Annotated in this window: 22 protein-coding genes; 16 read left to right on the top strand and 6 right to left on the bottom strand. The window is 60.1% G+C overall.

Going from position 1 to position 20,897, the window contains the following annotated elements; translation table 11 throughout:
- The first annotated feature begins 25 nt into the window (after nucleotides 1–25).
- Both GPK42_RS08955 and GPK42_RS08960 read left to right on the top strand, forming a co-directional pair.
- Nucleotides 26–1,051 carry a threonine aldolase family protein gene (locus tag GPK42_RS08955; protein ID WP_215694844.1) on the top strand — a complete coding sequence of 342 codons (1,026 nt, stop codon included), beginning with the start codon at nucleotides 26–28 and terminating at the stop codon, nucleotides 1,049–1,051.
- Nucleotides 1,052–1,129: 78 nt separating this feature from the next.
- Nucleotides 1,130–1,711: a GNAT family N-acetyltransferase gene (locus GPK42_RS08960; RefSeq protein ID WP_215694845.1), complete on the top strand. Its 582-nt coding sequence runs from the start codon at nucleotides 1,130–1,132 to the stop codon at nucleotides 1,709–1,711.
- Nucleotides 1,712–1,757: 46 nt separating this feature from the next.
- Here the strand turns inward: GPK42_RS08960 and GPK42_RS08965 are convergent, their stop codons facing one another.
- A complete protein-coding gene (locus GPK42_RS08965) occupies nucleotides 1,758–2,480 on the bottom strand; it encodes a GntR family transcriptional regulator (RefSeq protein WP_215694846.1) in 723 nt (240 codons plus the stop codon).
- A gap of 206 nt (nucleotides 2,481–2,686) precedes the next feature.
- Between GPK42_RS08965 and GPK42_RS08970 the strand changes: the two genes are divergently transcribed.
- The 9 genes from GPK42_RS08970 to GPK42_RS09010 all read left to right on the top strand — a co-directional run bounded on the left by GPK42_RS08970 (nucleotide 2,687) and on the right by GPK42_RS09010 (nucleotide 12,235).
- Entirely contained in the window at nucleotides 2,687–3,679 is a 993-nt protein-coding gene (locus GPK42_RS08970; protein ID WP_118226093.1) for an SIS domain-containing protein, read from the top strand.
- A gap of 415 nt (nucleotides 3,680–4,094) precedes the next feature.
- Complete coding sequence (locus GPK42_RS08975) at nucleotides 4,095–5,177, top strand: DMT family transporter (protein ID WP_215694847.1); 1,083 nt, start codon at nucleotides 4,095–4,097, stop codon at nucleotides 5,175–5,177.
- A gap of 182 nt (nucleotides 5,178–5,359) precedes the next feature.
- Nucleotides 5,360–6,283 carry a PTS sugar transporter subunit IIAB gene (locus tag GPK42_RS08980; protein WP_215694848.1) on the top strand — a complete coding sequence of 308 codons (924 nt, stop codon included), beginning with the start codon at nucleotides 5,360–5,362 and terminating at the stop codon, nucleotides 6,281–6,283.
- A 36-nt stretch (nucleotides 6,284–6,319) separates the two neighbouring features.
- Nucleotides 6,320–7,114 carry a PTS mannose/fructose/sorbose/N-acetylgalactosamine transporter subunit IIC gene (locus GPK42_RS08985; protein ID WP_022095161.1) on the top strand — a complete coding sequence of 265 codons (795 nt, stop codon included), beginning with the start codon at nucleotides 6,320–6,322 and terminating at the stop codon, nucleotides 7,112–7,114.
- Between the two features lie 13 nt (nucleotides 7,115–7,127).
- The gene (locus GPK42_RS08990) at nucleotides 7,128–7,961 is read left to right on the top strand and encodes a PTS system mannose/fructose/sorbose family transporter subunit IID (RefSeq protein WP_117848824.1); all 834 of its coding nucleotides are present in this window, start codon (nucleotides 7,128–7,130) and stop codon (nucleotides 7,959–7,961) included.
- A gap of 197 nt (nucleotides 7,962–8,158) precedes the next feature.
- Nucleotides 8,159–9,142 carry an SIS domain-containing protein gene (locus GPK42_RS08995; protein WP_226790479.1) on the top strand — a complete coding sequence of 328 codons (984 nt, stop codon included), beginning with the start codon at nucleotides 8,159–8,161 and terminating at the stop codon, nucleotides 9,140–9,142.
- A 160-nt stretch (nucleotides 9,143–9,302) separates the two neighbouring features.
- Entirely contained in the window at nucleotides 9,303–9,932 is a 630-nt protein-coding gene (locus GPK42_RS09000) for an HAD family hydrolase (RefSeq protein WP_215694849.1), read from the top strand.
- A 356-nt stretch (nucleotides 9,933–10,288) separates the two neighbouring features.
- Nucleotides 10,289–11,296: a YitT family protein gene (locus GPK42_RS09005; RefSeq protein WP_215694850.1), complete on the top strand. Its 1,008-nt coding sequence runs from the start codon at nucleotides 10,289–10,291 to the stop codon at nucleotides 11,294–11,296.
- A gap of 219 nt (nucleotides 11,297–11,515) precedes the next feature.
- On the top strand, nucleotides 11,516–12,235 hold the full coding sequence (locus GPK42_RS09010) for a GntR family transcriptional regulator (RefSeq protein ID WP_215694851.1): 720 nt from the start codon (nucleotides 11,516–11,518) through the stop codon (nucleotides 12,233–12,235).
- Nucleotides 12,236–12,251: 16 nt separating this feature from the next.
- Here GPK42_RS09010 and GPK42_RS09015 read toward each other — a convergent pair whose 3' ends face one another.
- A complete protein-coding gene (locus GPK42_RS09015) occupies nucleotides 12,252–12,455 on the bottom strand; it encodes a hypothetical protein (protein WP_215694852.1) in 204 nt (67 codons plus the stop codon).
- Nucleotides 12,456–12,575: 120 nt separating this feature from the next.
- Between GPK42_RS09015 and GPK42_RS09020 the strand changes: the two genes are divergently transcribed.
- The 4 genes from GPK42_RS09020 to GPK42_RS09035 all read left to right on the top strand — a co-directional run bounded on the left by GPK42_RS09020 (nucleotide 12,576) and on the right by GPK42_RS09035 (nucleotide 17,158).
- Entirely contained in the window at nucleotides 12,576–14,555 is a 1,980-nt protein-coding gene (locus GPK42_RS09020; protein WP_215694853.1) for a RecQ family ATP-dependent DNA helicase, read from the top strand.
- 2 nt (nucleotides 14,556–14,557) lie between these two features.
- Nucleotides 14,558–15,313, top strand: a complete 756-nt coding sequence (locus tag GPK42_RS09025; RefSeq protein ID WP_215694854.1) for a GntR family transcriptional regulator — start codon at nucleotides 14,558–14,560, stop codon at nucleotides 15,311–15,313.
- 144 nt (nucleotides 15,314–15,457) lie between these two features.
- Nucleotides 15,458–16,426, top strand: coding sequence for an SIS domain-containing protein (locus tag GPK42_RS09030; RefSeq protein WP_215694855.1), 969 nt, complete (start codon nucleotides 15,458–15,460; stop codon nucleotides 16,424–16,426).
- Between the two features lie 84 nt (nucleotides 16,427–16,510).
- Nucleotides 16,511–17,158 carry a cyclase family protein gene (locus GPK42_RS09035; protein WP_055285255.1) on the top strand — a complete coding sequence of 216 codons (648 nt, stop codon included), beginning with the start codon at nucleotides 16,511–16,513 and terminating at the stop codon, nucleotides 17,156–17,158.
- 144 nt (nucleotides 17,159–17,302) lie between these two features.
- Here the strand turns inward: GPK42_RS09035 and GPK42_RS09040 are convergent, their stop codons facing one another.
- The gene (locus GPK42_RS09040; protein WP_117563734.1) at nucleotides 17,303–18,280 is read right to left on the bottom strand and encodes an L-lactate dehydrogenase; all 978 of its coding nucleotides are present in this window, start codon (nucleotides 18,278–18,280) and stop codon (nucleotides 17,303–17,305) included.
- A 210-nt stretch (nucleotides 18,281–18,490) separates the two neighbouring features.
- Between GPK42_RS09040 and metA the strand changes: the two genes are divergently transcribed.
- A complete protein-coding gene (metA, locus tag GPK42_RS09045) occupies nucleotides 18,491–19,417 on the top strand; it encodes a homoserine O-acetyltransferase MetA (RefSeq protein ID WP_215694857.1) in 927 nt (308 codons plus the stop codon).
- Nucleotides 19,418–19,459: 42 nt separating this feature from the next.
- Here metA and GPK42_RS09050 read toward each other — a convergent pair whose 3' ends face one another.
- From GPK42_RS09050 to GPK42_RS10230, 3 genes are all read right to left on the bottom strand, one after another.
- Nucleotides 19,460–20,056 carry a 5-formyltetrahydrofolate cyclo-ligase gene (locus GPK42_RS09050; protein WP_215694858.1) on the bottom strand — a complete coding sequence of 199 codons (597 nt, stop codon included), beginning with the start codon at nucleotides 20,054–20,056 and terminating at the stop codon, nucleotides 19,460–19,462.
- Nucleotides 20,057–20,177: 121 nt separating this feature from the next.
- On the bottom strand, nucleotides 20,178–20,507 hold the full coding sequence (locus GPK42_RS09055; RefSeq protein ID WP_022094981.1) for a type II toxin-antitoxin system HicB family antitoxin: 330 nt from the start codon (nucleotides 20,505–20,507) through the stop codon (nucleotides 20,178–20,180).
- Nucleotides 20,500–20,763: a type II toxin-antitoxin system HicA family toxin gene (locus GPK42_RS10230; protein ID WP_215694859.1), complete on the bottom strand. Its 264-nt coding sequence runs from the start codon at nucleotides 20,761–20,763 to the stop codon at nucleotides 20,500–20,502. Before GPK42_RS10230 ends, GPK42_RS09055 begins: the two co-directional genes overlap by 8 nt.
- Nucleotides 20,764–20,897 lie beyond the last annotated feature (134 nt).

A 20,897-nucleotide genomic window follows, 5' to 3' on the forward strand; every position in this document is an offset into this window, starting at 1 on the left:
CGATACCCGGTAAGAGAGGATTGCCATGCTCGCGTTTAACAACGATTATTCCCACGGCGCACATCCGGCAGTGCTGCAGGCGCTCGTCGACACCAATATGGAGCCGCAGCCCGGCTACGGTACCGATGCGCACACCGAGCGTGCCAAGCAACTTATCCGCGAGGCCTGTCAGGCCCCCGATGCCGACGTGTTTTTTCTGGTGGGCGGCACGCAGGCCAACGCGACGGTGATCGACATGTTGCTTGCGCCGTACGAGGGCGTCGTTGCTGCCGAGACCGGCCACGTCGCCTGTCACGAGGCAGGCGCCATCGAGTTTGGCGGTCACAAGGTGCTCACCATCCCCGGCTACGAGGGCAAGATGCACGCCGAGGATCTGGAGAACTATATCCAGGTGTTCTACGAAAACGAGAGCTACGAGCACACGGTGTTCCCGGGCGCCGTGTACGTGAGTCTATCGACCGAGTACGGCACGCTGTACTCCAAGGCCGAGCTCGCGGCGATCCATGCAGTGTGCCAGAAGCGCGAGATTCCGCTGTTTGTGGATGGCGCCCGCCTGGCCTATGCGCTGGCGGCCGATGAGTGCGACATTACCCTGCCCGAGCTGGCGCAGCTGTGCGACGTGTTCTACATCGGCGGCACCAAGTGCGGCGCTCTGTGCGGCGAGGCTGTGGTGTTTTGCGGCATGCACGCCCCGGCGCATCCCATTCCGCGTATTAAGCAGCATGGCGCGTTGCTGGCCAAGGGCCGCCTGACGGGTGTGCAGTTTGAGGCGCTCTTTACCGACGGCCTGTATTTTGAGATTGGGCGCCAGGCGATTGAGACCGCTCAGACGCTGCGTCGTGTGCTGCACGAGCGCGGTTACCAGTTCTTCTTGGAGACGCCGACCAACCAGCAGTTCGTGATTCTGCCCAACGAGGACATGGCCCGCATTCGCGAGCATGCGGCGATCGAGTACTGGGAAAAGTACGACGATACCCACACGGTGGTGCGTTTTTGCACCAGCTGGGCCACGACGCAGGAGGATATCGACGCGTTGGCGGCTGTCCTGTAGCCTGATGTAATGACAAGGGGCCGCCCTGCGCCTGGGCTTGGCGCAGGGCGGCCTTTGCTTTTGGGGGAGAAGGGTTGTATGACCGAGATGTCCGAGCCGACGATTCGCCTGGCGACGCCCGATGATGCGCCGGCGTTGCTTGCCATCTATGAGCCGTATGTGCGCCAGACGGCGATTACCTGCGAATACGAGGTGCCGAGCGTTGAGGAGTTCGCCGGGCGCATCGAGCGTACGCTCAAGCGCTACCCGTATTTGGTGATGGAGCTGGACGGGCGTCCGGTAGGCTATGCCTACGTGAGTCCGCTTAACAGCCGCGAGGCATACGACTGGTCGGTCGAGACATCGATCTACCTGGCGCGCGATGTACGCCACGGCGGGCTGGGCCGCAAGCTGCACGATGCGCTCAAGCAATGCCTGATCGCGATGGGCATCACCAACATGTGCGCCCTCATCGCCGTGCCGCACGACAAGGACGACGAGTATCTGACGCACAACAGCCAGGATTTCCATGCCCATATGGGATATCGCCTGGTGGGCGCTTTCGATCGCTGCGCCCAAAAGTTCGGCCGCTGGTACGACATGTGCTGGATGGAGCTGGTCCTGGCCGAGCGCACATCCAACCAACCCAAGCCAACCTGGTTTCCCGACATCCTCGCCTAAAACCACCACAATGGGGACAGGCACCTTTGTGGTGGTTTTCGATTGGTTAGCCGATGGGCTCGGTGTATTTGGCGCGGTCGGTGCGCTGGATGCGCTTGGAGACATGGAGCGGGCGGCCGTCGGTGTCGTAGACGTAGTCGGTGATCAGGATCAGCGCCTGCCCGCGCTTGACGTTGAGCAAAAACGCCTCGTTTTGCGAGGCGTAGCACACCTCAAAGGTCTTATGCCCCTGTGCCGGCGCGCGATGGAATTCTTGGCGCAGCGTGGCGTAGAGCGAACCGTTGATATCGCGGTCGATGAGTGCTTCAAAGCTCGGTGGTAGATAGGTGGTCTCCAGGCACAGTGGCGCATCGTCCAGATAACGCAGGCGGACAAGTTTGACGAGCTTGCTGCCCACGGCGACATCAAAAAACCTGGCCGCATTGCCCGCGGCCTTGGCAAAGCCCGAGTCCATCGTGCGCGTGGTGGGCTTCATGCCCTGACCCTGGACCTGCGCCGTATAGCTCGAAAACACCAGATTGTTCTCGTGGAGTGCCGGCGTGTCGGCCACAAAGGCGCCGCGCCCGCGCTCGGTGCGAACCAGACCCTCATCAGCTAGTACCTTAAGGGCATGGCGCACGGTGCTGCGCGACAGCCCCGATTCGTTTATGAGTTCCATCTCGGACGGCAGCTTGTCTCCACGTGCGTAGGTGCCGGAGGCGATGCGGTCGCGCAGCATGCCCGCCAAGCGCTCGTATTGGGTCAGTCTCTTTTTAGATGAAGCGTTCATGCGATCAACCTGTATCTAACCTGTATGCGTATCTAATCAGGCATGTATTCAATACAACAACAAAACCGCTGGTATCCAGTTATCGAAAACCGCATCAGCAAAATTTCTAAGACAAATATAGCATACAACTAGTCGACATAACCAAAACATGTATGTAACTTGTATGCCTGTGATGAGCATCAAACGAGAAGAAAGGCTGATGCACGATGACTACTCAGGAACAGGTTAAGGATGTCGTTTCCCAGGTTTTGGCTGACAAGGCAGACAAGGGCGGCATCAAGCGCGTCGTGTGGATTGGCGCCGGCGGATCCAACGGCGGCAACTATCCTGCCCAGTACTTTATGGAGCACGAGGCCACGCAGGTCGTGAGCTCCAGCTACACCAGCAACGAGTTCGTGCACGCCACCCCGGCCTACGTCAACGAGAACACCCTGGCCGTCGTCGTGTCCATGCGCGGCACCAAGGAGACCATCGTCGCCGCCCAGGTCGCCAAGGACCACGGCGCCAGCACCATCGCAATCTATGTCGACGAGTCCGGCCTCACCGAGGTCTGCGACTACAAGATCCAGTATGACAGCCTGGCCGTCGACGAGTCCTGCATGGGCCGCACCAACTCCGCCGTCGTGACCATGATCGCCATGGAGCTTACGCAGCAGACCGAGGGCTATGCCGAGTACGAGACCGCTATGGCCGCCTTCGACTTGGTTGACCCCATCTATCGCAAGGCCGTCGAGTACACCCGTCCGCTCGCTGCCAAGTGGGCCGAGCAGAACGCCGACAAGCCCTGCATCAACGTCATGGCTCAGGGTCCGCTCTTTGGTGCCGCCTACGTCTTTAGCATCTGCAACGTGCAGGAGATGCTGCAGATCGACTCTTGCACCATCAACACCTGCGACTTCTTCCACGGCCCCTTCGAGATCCTGGACAAGCGCACCTCGCTGTTCCAGCTCATCAGCGTCGGCCGCAGCCGCTGCAACGACGAGCGCGGCATCCGCTTCGTCAACCAGTACGGTGGCGAGCGCGTCTATCAGCTCGACGCCAAGGAGCTCGGCCTCAACGACATCAAGGACAGCGTGAGCGAGTACTTCAACCACCTGATCTTTGCCCCGATCCTCAACAACGTCTACATGCGTGCGCTTTCTGCCGTCACCCACAAGGACTATATGACGCGCCGCTACATGTGGAAGCTTGAGTATTAGTTACGCGGTTTTACCAAACCGCGTAACGGCTCGACGCTGCGCGGTCCGCATTTGGGCAATCTGACGTTCAACTTCAAGGGCGCGACCAGAAGGTCAGCGCCCTTTCGTTTCACGTCACCTTGCCTCAAATGCGGCCCGCTCGCTGACTTATGCTCAACCAGCGGCGCCTTAGACGTTGGGAACGTTCCTATTCTGCCGGCAGTTGGGGACAGTCCTAGTCGTTGGGGACGTTCTTAAATGACTAGTCATCCAAGAACGTCCCCAACGACTACTCATTTAAGTACGTCCCCAATGAGTACCCAATGAGTGTGTGGGCGAGCGGATTTTCCCGCTCACCGATTTGTGTCTTGAAAAATGTATATAACGACTATAACGTAGTGTGAAACATATTGGAAACAATACCGAGGAGGCTGCGTTGAAGAAAAGCAATCTGGGCTATGTGCTGGTGCTGGTCGCCGCGCTTATGTGGGGCAGCATCGGAATCTTTGTAAACGGCATCTCGGCCATGGGCGTTTCGTCCCAGAGCATGGCTGCCTTTCGCTTGTTGGTCGGAGCGCTTATCTTGGCGCCGGTCCTGATGTTTATGGGCTGCCGTCCGGGTGAGGGGTCTACCGTGGCTCAGGGTCCGCTGGCCCTGTTCAAGGCAAGCCCTAAAGAGCTTGTTCCCTGCGCGCTTGTCGGTATCATCGGTTTGGCCGCCGCCAACACCTGCTATTACGAGTGCATGGGCGAGGTGGGCATGTCCACGGCCTCGGTGCTGCTCTATACCTCGCCGGTGTTTGGCGTCGTGCTCGGTCGCGTGCTTTATCGCGAGGACGTGACTCCCAACAAGCTCGTTGCCATTGTCTTCAACATCGTTGGCTGCGTGCTTGCAGTGACCAATGGCGACCTTTCCGGTTTTCATTTTTCGGTTTGGGGCGTCACGTCGGGCGTGATTGCGGGCTTTTGTGGTGCGTCGCTCGCGGTGTTTAGCCGAATAGCAACCAAGACGGTCCACCCGCTGGCTGTCACGTTTTGGGGTTTTGTTTTTGGCGGTGCGGTTATGGCGGCTATCGCGGCTCCGTGGCCGGATGTCGCCGCGGCCATGTCGCCACAGCTGCTGCTGCTGTTCTTTGGCTTTGGACTCATCCCCACAGCCGTGGCTTACATCTTATATATGCAGGGTCTGTCCATGGGGCTCGAGACATCGAAAGTTCCCGTCGTAATGTCTTTCGAGACGGTCGTCACCGTACTGGTGGGCATTGGTGTCTATGCCGAGCCCGCCGGCGCGATCAAGGTTCTGGGCATTGTGCTGGTGCTCGCGTCCATCCTGATCATGAACACCGACTTCTCCAAGCTGCGCAACAGTGTATTTGTCGGTCATGTCGTTGAGAGCATGACCTTTAAGCCCAACGCGTGGTGGACGGAGAAATCGCAGGACATGGATCTGTTTAAGGAACGCACTGGCATCGCGCTGGAGCCCACCGTGCAGGAAAGCCCCTGGTACTTCGTGCGATAGGGGATTGGCGAGGCGTCTGATCGGGCGTCGCCAAGACAGCGCCGACCTACCCTGCACCAACGTTTCGATTGCGTTAAACCCGTCAACGGTCGATTTTCACCCGCGAACGGTCTTTATACTAATTAGCAATATAAGCAACGTATAAGACGTTATAATGACCATAACGAAAAGGAGGAGGCAAGATGAATCAGATCATTCTCGCATCTCATGGCGGCCTGGCCGCAGGCGCCAAAGACACGCTCGAGATGGTTCTCGGCGACGTGTCGAACGTCCACGTCGTGTCGCTTGCTCGTGACGACAAGGAGCCCATCACCAATAAGGTGGACGCCATGATCGCCACGTTCAACGCGGACGACACCGTCTATGTGCTGACCGATATGCTCGGCAGCTCGGTCAACAACAGCATGGTCGAGCTTTCCAAGAACGGCACGAAGTTCACGGTTGTCAGCGGTTTCAACATCCCGCTGGCACTGACGCTCGCTATGAGCCCCGTCCCCGTCAAGGGCGCCGAGCTCGCGGCCCTCATCAACGAGGCCCGTACCGGTCTGACCAACCCCAACGCACCGGTCGAGGCTGCCGCGGCTCCCGCCAAGAAGGCCAAGGCGCCCCGTCACAGCTCCGGTCCCGCCAAGATCGTCCTCGCACGTCTTGACTACCGTCTGCTGCACGGCCAGGTTGTCTTTACCTGGACCACCAAGGTTCAGGCCGAGCGCATCATCGTTGTCGACAACGCTGCCGCCAACGATGATATCAAGAAGGGCGCTCTTAAGCTGGCCAAGCCCCAGGGCGTGCGCCTGAACGTCTTCACCGTCGAGCGTGCCCTCGCCAAGATGGACAAGCTCAACACCCTCGGCGAGCGCGTCATGTTCGTCTTTGGCAACACGGCCGAGATGCTGCAGTTCTGCCAGGGCTACAAGCTCGATGCCATCAACCTGGGCGCCACCGCCAACCACGACGGTGCCGATCAGGTCGGAGGCAAGGACAGCTCCGTCTTCCTCGACGCCAACCAGAAGGCCGACGTCAACCAGCTGCTCGACATGGGCATTAAGCTCTACGTCCAGCAGACCCCTACGTATCAGAGCGTCGACATCGACGCCAAGCTGTAATCAACCAGGCTTTTGCCTGACTGAAAGGAGAAGGGTATGAATACGTTCATCAGTGCGGTGCTCGTCGGCCTCGTCGGCGTGTTCTGCATGTGGGACTCCCGCCTGCTCGGTCGTCTTAACTTCGAGCAGCCTCTCGTTGGCGCTACGCTCGTCGGTCTGCTGCTGGGCGATGTGCCCACCGGTCTTGCCGTCGGTGCCGCCGTCGAGCTCGTGTCCATGGGCCTGGTGCAGGTCGGCGCCGCCGTTCCGCCCGATATGGTCCTGGGCGGCATCGTGGCCGCTGCCTTTGCGTGCCTGACCGATGCTTCCGCCGAGACCGCCATGACGATCGCCATCCCGGTCGCCGTCCTGGGTCAGCTCCTCGGCATCGTGTTCCGTTCCATCATCGCCGCCCTCACTCATGTGGCAGATAGCGCGATCGATAACGGAAAGTTCAAGACCGCCTACCGTATGCACATCTGCGCCGGCTCCGGTCTGTACGCCATCATGTACTTCCTGCCGATCTTCCTCGCCGTCTTTGTTGGCACCGACCTGGTTCAGGCCATCGTCAACATGGTTCCCGAGTGGCTGTCCACTGGTCTTAACGTTTCGACCAAGATCATGACCGCCTACGGCTTGGCCCTGCTGCTCACCATGATGATCAAGAAGGGTATGACTCCGTTCCTGTTCATCGGTTTCCTGCTCGCCGCTTACCTCAACCTGTCCGTCATCGCGGTCGCTCTGATCGGTGTGTGCCTGGCTGTCGTCTTCATGGGCTTCAAGTTCAACGGTTCCCATGCAGCCGCCGGTGTCGATTCCGACTACGATCCGCTCGAAGACGACGAAGACTAAGGAGGAACACACTATGGCAACCGCAACCAAGGACGTGTCCCTGAACAAGAAGGTCAGCCAGTTCTTCTGGCGCTCCTGGGCCATCCAGGCCTCTTGGAACTACGAGCGTCAGATGAACATGGGCTTCCTCTACGGCATGGTTCCCACGCTTGATCGCCTCTATCCGGATGAGTCCGACCCCAAGCAGCTCGCTGCTAAGAAAGAGGCTTACCACCGTCACATGGCGTTCTACAACTGCACCCCGCAGACGAGCGCTTTCATCCTGGGCCTCGCCGCCTCCATGGAGGAGGAGTACGCCAAGGATCCCGAGAACTTCGATCCCGATTCGATCAACGCGGTCAAGACCTCCCTCATGGGTCCGCTTTCCGGCATCGGTGACTCCTTCTTCCAGGGCACCATCCGCGTTATCGCCTTTGGCCTGGGCGTTCAGCTGGCTCAGCAGGGCTCCATCATGGGCCCGATCCTGGCCATGCTCATCTCCATCGTCCCCTCTGTGCTGATCACTTGGTTCGCAGCCAAGATGGGCTATCAGGGCGGCCACGAGTACCTGAGCAAGCTCCAGGGCGGCGACCTCATGGAGAAGCTCATGTATGTCTGCGGCATCGTGGGTCTTATGTCCGTGGGCGGCATGATCGCTACGCTGATCGGCGCCACTACCCCGCTGCAGTTCGCTGAGGGCACCGTCGTTATCCAGGACATCCTGGACGGCATGATGCCCCAGATGATCTCCCTTGGCCTCACCGGCCTTATGTACTGGCTCATCAAGAAGAACGTCAACACCGGTTGGCTTCTCGTGATCGCCATCGTGGGCGGCATCGCCCTCTCCGCGGCCGGCATCCTGGCCTAGTCGCGACCAAGCGTCTAACCGCTTTCCCCCGGGGGCCTGCCTGGCATCCCATACCCCAGGCAGGCTTCCATCCCTATACGTGACAAAGGGCAGTCCCTTTGTCACATCCTCAACGGGCCGGCGACTCGGTCCAAACCATGGTAACCCTGCGAGCGCCCGGCAATGTGGCGCCGCAAAAATCGAAAGGAATGTGTCAGATGTACGAGATCGACCTTAACCTCCCTAAGCAGATCGTCGCTGACGTCCTGTCCAACCACGAGATCCACAGCGTCGCCTTCGTCGGCTGCGGCGCTTCCATGTCCGACCTGTACCCCGCCAAGTACTTCCTGGCCAACAACACGGACAAGCTGAACGTTCAGATCTTCACCGCTAACGAGTTCAACTACGACACGCCCTCCTGGGTCAACGAGCACACCTTCGTGATCACCTGCTCCCTCGGTGGCTCCACGCCCGAGACCGTCGAGGCCAACAAGACCGCCAAGAAGCACAACTGCCCGGTCGTCTCCCTCACCAACAAGGCTGGCTCCGCTCTGACCGTCGACGCCGACCACGTCATCGTTCACGGCTTCCACGCCAACTACGCTGCCAAGTGCGAGAAGCCCGGCTATGCTATCGCTCTTGCTCTCGAGATCCTTCAGCAGACCGAGGGCTATGACCACTACGAGGACATGATCACCGGCCTCACCAACATCTTCGATCTCTGCGAGAACGCCGCTCAGCACTGCAAGAAGCTCGCCAAGAAGTTCGCCGAGGACTTCAAGGACGACAAGATGATCTACTTCATGGCTTCCGGTGCCTCCGAGAAGATGGCTTATTCTCACGCCGCCTTCCTGTTCACCGAGATGCAGTGGATCGACGCCGCCGCCTACAACACCGGCGAGTACTTCCACGGCCCGTTCGAGGTTTCCACCGAGGGTAAGCCCTACGTCTTCTTCATGTCCGATGGCGCCACCCGTCCGATGGACGCCCGCGCCCTCACCTTCCTTGAGCGCATGGGCGCCAAGGTCGCTCTGATCGACTCCAAGGACTACGGCCTGGCTGACGCCGTGCCCGCGAGCGTCATCACCTACTTCAACCCGCTGCTGCACCTCGCCGTTATGCGTGAGTACGGCAACCAGATCGCCGAGGCCCGTCAGCACCCGCTGACCATGCGTCGCTACATGTGGAAGCTTTCCTACTAATCACAAGTAAGTAGACCTTACGGGTTGATTGAGAGGGGATGGGGTTTGCGCCCCGTCCCCTTTTTTGCTCTGGGGAGGGCGTGTTCGTCGCCCCATAAAACCCCAGATAAAGCCTACCAAAATAAACCTGTCCCTTTTTGGCAGGTGGGAGGAGATGCGTATGATCAAGGCAGTGCTGTTTGACATGGACGGCGTGCTGGTCGATACCGAGTGGTTCTACAACCGTCGCCGCGTGGCGTTTATGGAAGAGAAGGGGTTCCACTTTGACGAGATTCCCGATCTTTCGGGGTCTAACGAGCCCGCCATTTGGGAGGCGCTGGTGCCCGACGATGTTGAGCTGCGCGAGCGTCTGCGCGTGGAGTACAAGCAGGTCTACAGCCCGGTCCACCCCGTTCCGTATGCTGAGCTGCTCAACGAGCAGACGGAGCCGGTGATGCGTGAGCTGCACGAGCGCGGCGTGAAGTGCGCCATCGCAAGCTCGTCCTATCGCGAGCTCATTGACGAGCTGGTGGAGATTGCCGGTATCGCCGACGTGCTGAACTACACCATCAGCGGTCACGAGTGCAGCGCGTTTAAGCCCGATCCCGAGATCTACCTGCGTGCCATGGAGGTGCTGGGGGTGGAGCCTGCCGAGTGCCTGGTTATCGAGGACTCGCCTTTGGGCATCGAGGCCGGCAAGCGCTCCGGCGCCCGCGTCCTGGCACTGCGTCCGCACGAAGGCGTCAACCTGGACCAGTCCGCCGCCGACGTCGTCATCGACAACCTGACCGACATTTTGGCCGCTCTGTAGCGTCGATTCACCGCAAGAAGCACGGGTTCAAACGTTTTTTGCGGTGGACTGGCTCAATTCGGTTTCGATTTTGATCTGTTTGGCTTCGATTCGGGCTAATTGAGTAGACTTTTTGGCGCAGGCCGAGCACAAAACATATCTTCCTTTGTAAAACCGCAGGTCACAGAGGTGGCTATTTTTGGGTGTGCTCGGCAGATCGTAAAAAGTCTACTCACTTGGAATTTTGCCCTTTGGTTGTGGGGGTTGCTGGTCCCGTTTTGGTCGTCGAGAGAGGGTGAATTGAAGCGCTCCCGCACGCTCCATGCTACAATCGCGGACATGCCCCACAACTACATCTGCCTTCGAAAGGAGCCTGCGTGGCGAACGCCATCGATCAACTCACGGATCGCGTGCTCGTGCTCGGCCGTCTCACCATCGTCCGCCGCGCCATCACCGCTGTGGCAGTCACCATTTCCGCCGTTCTCCAGACATTCCTAATCCAGGCGTTCATTCAGCCCGCCGACCTGCTTCCGAGCGGTCTTACCGGCGTCGCGGTCCTGCTCGATCGCGTTACCTCGCTGGGCGGCGTTCACATCGACATCTCGCTCGGTATGCTCGCGCTCAACATCCCTGTGGCGCTCCTATGCTGGAGCGGCATTAGCAAGCGCTTCGTCATCTTCTCGATGATGCAGGTCGTGCTCTCGTCGCTGTTCCTCAACATCTTTCACTTTTCCCCGTTTTTGGGCGACAAGATCATGCTCATCATTTTTGGCGGCGTGGTCTCGGGTCTGGGTGCTGCCATCGCGCTAAAGTCCGGCGCATCCACCGGCGGCACCGACTTTATCGCGCTGTGGGTCTCCAACCACACGGGCAAGACCATATGGGGCGTCATCTTTGGTTTTAACTGTTTTATCCTGGCGATCTTTGGCTTTATGTTTGGCTGGGACAAGGCGGCGTACTCCATCGTGTTCCAGTTTATTTCGACCAAGACCATCGACAGTTTCTATCGTCGCTACGACCGCGTGACGCTGCAGATCACGACGCGCAAGGCAAACGAGGTCATGGCCGCCTATGTTGACCATTTTCAGCACGGCATTAGCTGCGCCGAGGTCATCGGCGGATACAGCCGCGAAAAGATGTACCTGCTGCATGCCGTTGTCTCGACCTACGAGAGTCAGGACATTATCAAGCTGGTGTGCGACATTGATCCCGGCGCCGTGATCAACGTGTTCCACACGCTCAACTTTGTGGGCGGCTGGTGGGGTGGTCATGTCGACGAACCCATGCCCACGGCCGTACCCGATCCCGACAAGCCCGCACGTATGGCCAGCAGGCAGGCGCGCCTCAGCGAGCAGGACAGCCTGCAGCAGGACGACGGCAAGTAGGGTTTTGGTTTTTTGCCGGCCTGGCGCAACCCTTCCGAATGAGCCCCTCAAAAGCCCCGTTGCTTTCGGGGGGCTCTCGTTTGCCCAGATAAAACCTACCAAAATGAAGCTGTCGCTTTTTGGTAGGGAGGGTATATCGTTTTATCAATATGAGATAACATGAAACTAGACGTTATATACGTATTAGTTATTTCGATATTTCGATAAGAGTGATTAGATATGCCTGCGCCCAAAAATGCACCGCTTTACCAGCAGATTTACGACGAAATCAAGGATGCGATCGAGAAAGGTGTTTATGCACCCAAGGAGCGTATTCCGTCCGAGCTTGAGCTAGCCGAGCAGTACGACGTGAGCCGCATTACGGTGCGCCGCGCCGTCGAGGAGCTGTGCTCCGATGGCTACCTGGTTAAGCAGCAGGGCCGTGGCACCTTTGTCTCCACGCCGCACATCAATCGCCAGTTTCACGCCTCGACGTTGCAGACGTTTACCGCGCTGTGTGCCGGCAATGGCATGAAGGCCGGTGCGCACGTGATCGATCGCCAGATTGTGCCGGCGCGCCAAAACGAGATGGAGTTCTTTGGCCTGCAGAAGGATGCGCTGCTGCTGCATATCAAGCGCGTGCGTACGGCCGACGGCGAGCCCATCTTTGAGGAGAACATCTTTGTGCCGTTTGACGCCTACCGTGAGCTGTTGACGGCCGATCTTGAGGACAAGTCGATTTTTGCCGAGGTCGAGCGTGTTGGCGGAACGCCGATTGTCTCGGTTGGCTACCGCACGGTCGAGGCCGTTCGTGCCAATACCGAGCAGGCGGCCGAGTTGGGCATTGCTCCGCACGATCCGCTGCTCAATCTGCGTGCCGGCTTTACCGGTCCCAACGATGAGCCGGTCCTGATGGGTAAGCAGTACTACGTGGGATCGCGCTACGTTATGGTGATGTAGGGTTGGTTCCGCCGTTCTAACGAACGGCGGATCGGTCGACGCTGCAAGCCCGCCAGAGCGGCAATCTGCCTTTCAACTTCGGCGGCATGACCAGAAGGTCAATGCCGCCTTGTTTCAAGGCACCTTGCTCGCTCTGGCGGGCTTTCGCTGTCGTTGCCAAAACATCGGCGTTGCCATGGCCCGGATGCGGCACTTGGGGACGTTCCTTTTCTGTCGGCACCTGGGGACACTCCTTAGTCATTGGGGACGCTCTTAAACGACTAGTCTGGGCGGCGGCCGTGTGCTGCTGTCCGCGTGGCGGCGTATAATCGGCGGCAGATGACTTGGACGTTAGGAAACCATGACCGATAGCATGCAGCAGATGGCGCTCGACACGCTCGGCGCCTATTTTGGCTACACCTCGTTTCGCCCGGGACAGGACCGCATGGTCGATGCGATCCTTGCCGGTCGCGATGCGCTGGGTGTTATGCCCACGGGCGCCGGCAAGTCCATTTGCTACCAGGTGCCCGCGCTCATGCTGCCCGGCATCACCTTTGTGGTGAGTCCGCTGCTGTCGCTTATGGAGGACCAGACCCGTGCGTTGCTCGCGGCGGGTGCGCGACCCAGCTATCTCAACTCCAGCCTTACTCCGGCCCAGCAAAACACCGTGCTCAAGCGGGCGCGCGAGGGCCGCTATCAGCTTATGTACGTGGCGCCCGAGCGCCTGCTCGAGCCGCGTTTTATAGCCTTTGCGCAGGAGGCCGCGGCGGACGGCGGCATCGGCGTGCCGCTCGTGGCCATTGACGAGGCCCACTGCGTGAGCCAATGGGGCCAGGATTTCCGCCCCGCCTATCTGCAGATTCGCGAGTTCATCGATTCCCTGCCGCAGCGCCCTATCGTGGCGGCCTTTACCGCTACGGCGACCGAGCGCGTGCGTGCGGACATTCAGCAGATGCTCGGCCTGCAAAACCCCGCGACCGTGGTGACGGGTTTTGATCGCAAGAACCTCTACTTTGGTTGCGAGGAGATGGGAGACAAGGCCAAGACCGCGTGGGTGCGCGACTATGTGATCGCGCATTCGAGCGAGAGCGGCATCGTGTATTGCTCGACCCGCAAGACGGTCGATGCGCTGGCCGCGGAGCTTGTCGAGGCACTGGGCCCCAGCGGCATTCGTGTGGGGCGCTACCATGCCGGCATGGGCAACGACGCCCGCCGCCAGAGCCAGCGTGCCTTTATCGACGACGACATCCAGGTGATGGTTGCCACCAACGCCTTTGGCATGGGCATCGACAAGCCCAACGTGCGTTACGTGATTCACAACAACGTGCCCGAGAGCATCGAGGCCTACTACCAAGAGGCGGGTCGCGCCGGCCGAGATGGCGACCCGGCCAGCTGCCATCTGCTGTGGAACGGTAACGATTTCCGCATGCGGCGCTTTTTGATCGACCGCGGCGATGCGGCCGACGAGGCGCTTGACGACGAGCAGCGCGCGTGGGCGCTCCAGAACCGTTATCGCCTGCTCAGCCAGATGGAGGGCTACTGCAATACCACCGGCTGCCTGCGCGAATACATGCTGCGCTACTTTGGCGACGAAGCCGCGGCCGAGCATGCGGTTGCGGCTGCTGCGGGCGGCACCACAGACGACGCCGAGGGCTGCGGCAACTGTAGCAACTGCCTCACGCAGTTCGAGGTCGAGGACGTCACCGATATGGCCCGCGCCGCCGTGCGCTATGTGGCCACGCGCCCCATGCGCTTTGGCAAATCGCTGGTCGCCGACGTGCTCCATGGCGGCAACACCGAGCGCATTCGCCAGATGCATCTGGACGAGGACCGCGGCTACGGTGAGCTGTCGAGCGAATCGGTCGGGCGCATCAAGGACATCATCGGCCAGCTGTGCGGCCGCGGTTATCTGGCCACCTCGCAGGGGCAGTACCCGGTCGTGGGACTGGGTCCGCGTGCCGGCGAGGTCGAGGACGAGGCGTTCGCCTTTACCGTTAAGCGTCGCGCGTCCAAGCGCAAGGCCTCGGCCCGCGCCCGCCGCGCCGTCGATCTGCTGCGCGAGGAGGCCGAGCTGGATCAGCGCCCGCGCGTTGGCGACGATGCCGAGCTGTTCGAGCGCCTGCGTGCCCTCCGCAAGGAGATCTCGACCGAGCTGGAGATGGCGCCGTATATGGTCTTTTCCGACAAGGCCCTGCGCGGCCTGTGCCGCCTGCGTCCGCAGACGCGCGAGGAGCTGATCCAGGTCAACGGCATTGGCGAGAAAAAAGCCGACGCCTTTGGCGAGCAGTTTATGGCGGCGATTGAAGAATTTGAGTCCGAGCATGCGCGGGATGGAGTGTAACGATGGCATTCGACGATAAAACCGACCGCACTGACGTGCCCGCCGTGCCGCTGTACCAGCAGGTCATGGACGACCTAAAGGGCGAGATCGCGCGCGGCGTGTACCCCGCCGGCTCGCGCATCCCTGCCGAGATGGAGCTCGCGAAGTCCTACGGCGTGGGGCGCATCACCGTGCGCCGTGCCATCGAGGAGCTGTCGCGCGCGGGGTATCTCAACCGCCAGCAGGGGAGGGGCACGTTTGTGTGCGCCCCCAAGCTCAAGCGCAAGATTCGCCAGAAGGGTGACGTCCAGAGCTTTACTGAGGGTTGTGCTGCCAACGACATGGTGCCGGGTGCGCGTCTGGTGTCGCGCACGGTGGTCGCGGCGACGCACGAGGATGCGGCGTTCTTTGGCGTGGAGCCCGGCTGCGAGCTTATCGTGGTCGAGCGCGTGCGCACGGCCGACGGCATCCCCGTCATGCTCGAGAACAACGCCTTTGTGCTTGCCGACCACCCGTATCTACAAACGATGCGCGACGAAGACCTCGCGGACAATTCCATCTTTGCGCTCGTTGCCGAGCACTCGGGCCACGTGCCGCTCAAGTCCGACCCCTGTACCGTGGAGATTGCGCTTGCCGATGCTCAGGTGGCCCCGTTGTTGGAGGTGCCGGTCGGCGAGCCGCTCTTTTATATGGAGGCGTACTTTACCGATGAGGACGAGCGGCCCCTGCTGCTCGGTCGTCAAAAGATCGTGGGCTCGCGCTACGTGTTCGACATCTAACGTTCACGAATAGAACAACATGGAACAAATTTACTGCAATGGCTTCCACCGTGGCTGCTTGCGTGGTATATATAGAACAACATAGAACGACAGCAGGTACGAGCAGCCGTCGCCAAAAGCCGCCACGCAAGGAGGAGCATCAGCATGAACGCACACGATCTGGTTCAGGAAATTATCGAGCGCAAGGGCAAGGTCGAGAACGTCTTTTGGATTGCCTGCGGCGGTTCGATGATCGACCTCATGCCGGCTAACGAACTGCTCAAGCGCGAGGCCACCACGTTTACCTCGACGGTCTACACGGCACGCGAGTTTTGCCTGATGGCCCCCAAGAGTCTTGGCGAGAAGTCGCTCGTCATCGCCTGCAGCCACAGCGGCAACACGCAGGAGGTCGTCGACGGCTGCGAGATGGCGTTGGCTGCCGGCGCCGAGGTCATTGCCCTTACCGACTGCGAGGGCTCCAAGATCGACAACGGCAAGTGGACCACCTGGGTCTATCCGTGGGGCGAGGGCGTGTCGCAGGCTGAGGTGCCGCAGGGCATCGGCGCTCTGATCGCCGCCGAGTTGCTCGACCAGCAGGAAGGCTACGAGTCGCTCGCCGACATGTATGAGGGCCTCAAGCAGATGGATGCGCTGCTGCCCGCCGCCCGTGAGAAGGTCAACGCCGAGCTGGGCGCCCGCTTTGCCGAGCTCTGCCAGCAGCACAAGTTCTTCTATATCCTGGGCTCCGGCCCCAACTTTAGCCAGACCTATGCCATGGCGATCTGCTCGCTCATGGAGATGCAGTGGCAGCACTGCTGCTACATCCACTCCGGCGAGTACTTCCATGGCCCGTTCGAAGCCACCGAGCCCGGCGTGTTCTACTTTGTGCAGCTCGGATCGGGCGAGTGCCGCCCCATGGAGGAGCGCGCTCTTGCGTTCCTCAACACGCACACCGATACCGTCATGGTGCTCGATGCGCTCGAGTACGGCGTGGGTGAAGTGCCTGCCAGCGTGCGTTCGTACCTGGAGCCGATCTTCTTCTACGCGATGAGCTGCGAGCTGCGTGCTGCCCGCGGCAAGGTGTTTGACCACAGCCCCGAGGTTCGTCGCTACATGGGCATCGAGCAGTACTAGGTACCGGGAATAACCTCTCACGACGGGGCTTCCGCCAAGTGCGGGCCCCGTTTTGCTTTGCCAAGAAAGAAATGGGGATTGAACATGCGCGTGCTTGATTTGACTCACACTATTAGGGAAGACATGCCGGTATTTCCCGGAGCCGATACACCCAAGCTGCTGCCGGCGAGCACCTACGAGCACGACGGATTTAAAGAGACGCTCATGCAGATGTACACCCATACGGGGACGCATATGGATCCACCGGCGCATCTGTTTGCCGACCGCAAGACGCTCGATGCGTTTCCGGCAAGCCAGTTTATAGGCAGGGCATTGGTTGTCGATTGCCGCATGCTCGCCGAGGGTGAGGCCATTACTGTGGAGCAGCTCCGTCCCTATGGCGATAAGGTGACCCAAGCCGAGTTTTTGCTGTTCAACTTGGGTTGGGATAAGCGTTGGGGAACCGAGGCGTACTTTGGCGACTATCCTTGCGTGGACGATGAGGTGTTGGACCTGATCATCGACGGCGGCTACAAGGGCATCGGCTTTGATGTAATTGGACTCGACCCCATCGCGGACGAAAACCTGACGCGCCACAAGAAGTTGTTCCGCGCATGCGATATCGTCAACATCGAGAATCTTAAGGACTTGGACTGTTGCGGCGACGATCTGTTCTGGTTTAGCTGCGCACCGCTCAAAATCGAGGATTGCGACGGCTCGCCCATTCGCGCAATCGCGTGGTTTGAGGATTAAAGCGCCCTGTTCCATCTGTCGAAGAACATTCACCTTCGATTCGCAAGCGTGCCGTGTGAGTCAAAAAGCGGGCCGCGCCGGGGATTTCCGGCGCGGCCCGCTTAGTATCGCGCATAGATTCGCAAGGTTGCGGTAGCCAGCGGCCTACTTTGCGTCGTAGGCCTCGGCGTCCCACCAGTCGAGCTGGGCGATGTTGTCGCGGATGTGCTGGCAGCTCTTGTGGAAGCCCTCGAGCTCGTGCTCGGACAGGTCCAGCGTGTAGACCTCCTCGACGCCCTCGGCACCGATCACGCACGGCAGGGAGGTGAAGATGCCCTCCTCGCCATACTGGCCGGTCATGAGCGTGGAGGCGGAAAGCACGGCGTGCTCGTTATGCAGCACGGCGGCGCAAACGCGCGCGGCGGAGTTGGCGACGGCGTACTCGGTGCACTGTTTGCCCTGGTAGGTTACGTAGCCGCCCTTGCGCGCGAGCTCCTCGACCTCCATGTGGTCAAAGGCGTACTTGTCGGGGTTCTCGGCCTGAAGCTCGTTAAGGCTCTTGCCGGCGATGGTTGCGGCCTTAAAGGCGGCCAACTGGCTAAAGCCGTGCTCGCCGATCATGTAGGCGTCGATGGACTTGGGGCTCACGCCGACCTTCTTGGAGATCTCGGTGCGCAGGCGGGCGGAGTCCAGGCCGCAGCCCGAGCCGATGATCTTCTTGGGATCGTAGCCGGTCAGGTGCCACAGCTCGGTGCACACGACGTCGCAGGGGTTGGAGATGCTCACGAAGATGCCGTCAAAGCCGGCGTCGACGATGCGCTTGGCAAAGGTGCGGGCGGCGTCGGTGGTAAAGAACAGCTCGCCGTCGCGGTTGCCGGCGGCCAGCGCGACCTTGCCGGCGGCGTTGACGATGACGTCGCAGCAGGCAAGCTCCTCGTAGTGGTCGTAGCAGTTGACGATCTTGGTGTTGTACGGGACAAACGAAAGGGAGTCGCGCAGGTCCTGGACCTCGGACGTCACCTTGGCCTCGTTGATATCGCACAGGTACAGCTCATCGGCAATGCCCTGCATGAGCAGACTGTTGGCAACATGTGCTCCTACGTGGCCCTGGCCGACCACACCGATCTTACGCGTTTGGTACATATATGTATCCTTTCGGCCGAGTTTTTCGCGTCGAACCATTGTAGCGTCCTGCTGCCACTTTGCTAGGCTAAAGCGCCATAGATTTTTGGGCATGCCTTAATCTCTACTTTTGGAGTGATTTGGGCCGCTGACGGCATCGCCGGGCGATGTACTCGCGCGGATGGGGCCGGTCGTTGTACCATAACTGCAACTGACTCGTAAGGAGCATTCATGCCCATTCGCATCCCCGACGCCCTCCCTGCCGCCGCGCAGCTCGAGAGCGAGAACATCTTTGTCATGACCGAGTACCGCGCGCTGCACCAGGACATCCGTCCGCTGCGCGTGCTCATCCTCAACCTCATGCCCACCAAAATCGCTACCGAGACGCAGATCATGCGCAAGCTCTCCAACACGCCGCTGCAGGTGGAGGTGGACCTGCTGCGCACGAAAACGCACGAGGCCACGCACGTGAGCGCCGGCCACCTGGAGACGTTCTACCGCACGTTCGACGACATCCGCGACATCCACTACGACGGCCTGATCATCACGGGCGCGCCGGTGGAGCAGATGCCGTTCGAGGAGGTCGACTACTGGCCCGAGCTCTGCCAGATCATGGATTGGTCCACCACGCACGTGCACTCTACGCTGCACATTTGTTGGGGCGCGCAGGCCGGCCTGTACCATCATTACGGCATCCAGAAGTACGACCTGCCGGCAAAGGCGAGCGGCGTGTTCGAGCATTATCTGGTGAAGCCGCAAAGCCCGCTGGTCCGCGGCTTTGACGACCGCTTCTATGCCGTACATTCGCGCAACACCGACGTGCGCCGCGAGGACGTGGAGGCCGAGCCGCAGCTTGAGGTCGTGGCCGTGTCCGACGAGGTGGGCCTGTACATCGTCAAGTCGACCGACAGCCGTCGCTTCTTTGTCTTTGGTCACCCCGAGTACGATACCGACACGCTGCGCCTGGAGTACGAGCGCGACGTGAAGCGCGGCCTCAACCCTCAGGTGCCGGCGCATTACTTCCCGGGCGACGACCCCTCCGTCGATCCGCGCAACGTCTGGCGCAGCCAAGCTCAGCTGTTCTACACCAACTGGCTCAACTACTACGTCTACCAGACCACGCCCTACGACCTGGCCCGCGCCGGCGAGGAGCACTAGGCTGCGATGGTACTGCTGTAGCCGTGGCTGATATGGCGGCGATTAGGCGCTGATGATGTGGGGTAGCGGCAGGTCGTGAGCGTCGGTGGGAACGCGGTCGACGTGCTGCTCGTCAAAGGCGATGCCGATGATTTGGCATGCGGGCGAGAGCATAGGCAGGTAGCGGTCGTAACAACCGCCGCCGTAGCCCAGGCGCGCGCCGGTTTGGTCGAAGGCCACGAGCGGCACGACGATCATGTCGAGAGCTTCGGCAGGCATGATGGGGAAGCGGTCGCTGTCGATGTCCGTGGCCGCGAAGGCCCGCGTGGGGTGGGCGATAAACGGAGCCGCGGACGCATCGTCGGCGGCAACTGCCCGCATGCACATGCGCTGGCCACAAGCTGCGGCATCAATTGCCGAGAGCATGCACGGATAGGCTACGCGCCAGCCGCGCACGGCGGCCGCAACGGCAAACGCGGCAGGGTCTGCCTCGGAACCCATCGCGGCATAGACGGCAACGGTGCGCGGCGCCGCGGCATCCAAGCGGCCCAGCAGCTCAACCAGCCGCGCACAGATATCAGCAGACTTCGCCGCCCGCACATCCAAATCGAGAGCATCGCGCCGAGCAATCACCGCCCGCCGCAACTCAGCCTTGTCCATCCCGGCCCTCTCTCCCAAACCTACCAAAAAGGGACAGGTTTATTTTGGCAGGCTTTATCTGGGCAAACGTCGAAGCCGCCACAAAGGCGCCCTTTGTGGCGGCTTCGACTCGACGTTGGCTTCACAGCGCCGCAGCGATCGCTTCAGTCACAAACTTATTGAGTGACTCACCCTTCTTTGCCGCTGCCAGCGCTGCTTGCTTGTGGAGCTCAGAGCCCGTTCTTACGTTGAACGAGCCCTTAAAAGCCCGCTCGGGTTCCTTGCCCTTCTCGGCGCAAAACTCAAGGTAATCGTCGACGGCGTCGTGGAAGCATTGCTCCACTTCTTCAGCCGTGGAGCCTTCAAATACGATTGCGTCCCTAATGCCGGCGACCATACCTGTTAGCACATGCTGTTCGGCATCGAACTCGACCGGGGCGAAATAACCCTTGTATGCCAAAACGTTACTCATGACTACCTCCGACATCTTGCAGAAAGCGAACGATGTTTCGAATGGTCCCCGCTGTCAATTCGTCAGATGGATGAGGCGCGTGCATTACGAACATCCTGCCATCTGATGGCCTGTAGAAGCGAACGCGCGATCCGGATGTCTTGCCTTTGCGGTCCATTTCAAAGCCATATGAAGCCATAACTTTAAGAAAGTCAGCGAATCTATACGTTGAAGGACAGCTAAGCAGCTGGGCGATGAGTTTATCGGATCGAGTCATCCCGCCTCACATTCTGCAACTGTATTCTAGTTGCAATTTCAGTTTGATGCAAGCATCTCTACTATAGAACATGTGTGCGTATAGAACAAGTGTTCGAATCACAACTGAGGAAGGAGACAGGCACCTTTGTGGTG

The organism is Collinsella aerofaciens, assembly GCF_018785265.1.
GTDB classification, from domain to species: Bacteria; Actinomycetota; Coriobacteriia; order Coriobacteriales; family Coriobacteriaceae; genus Collinsella; species Collinsella aerofaciens_AI.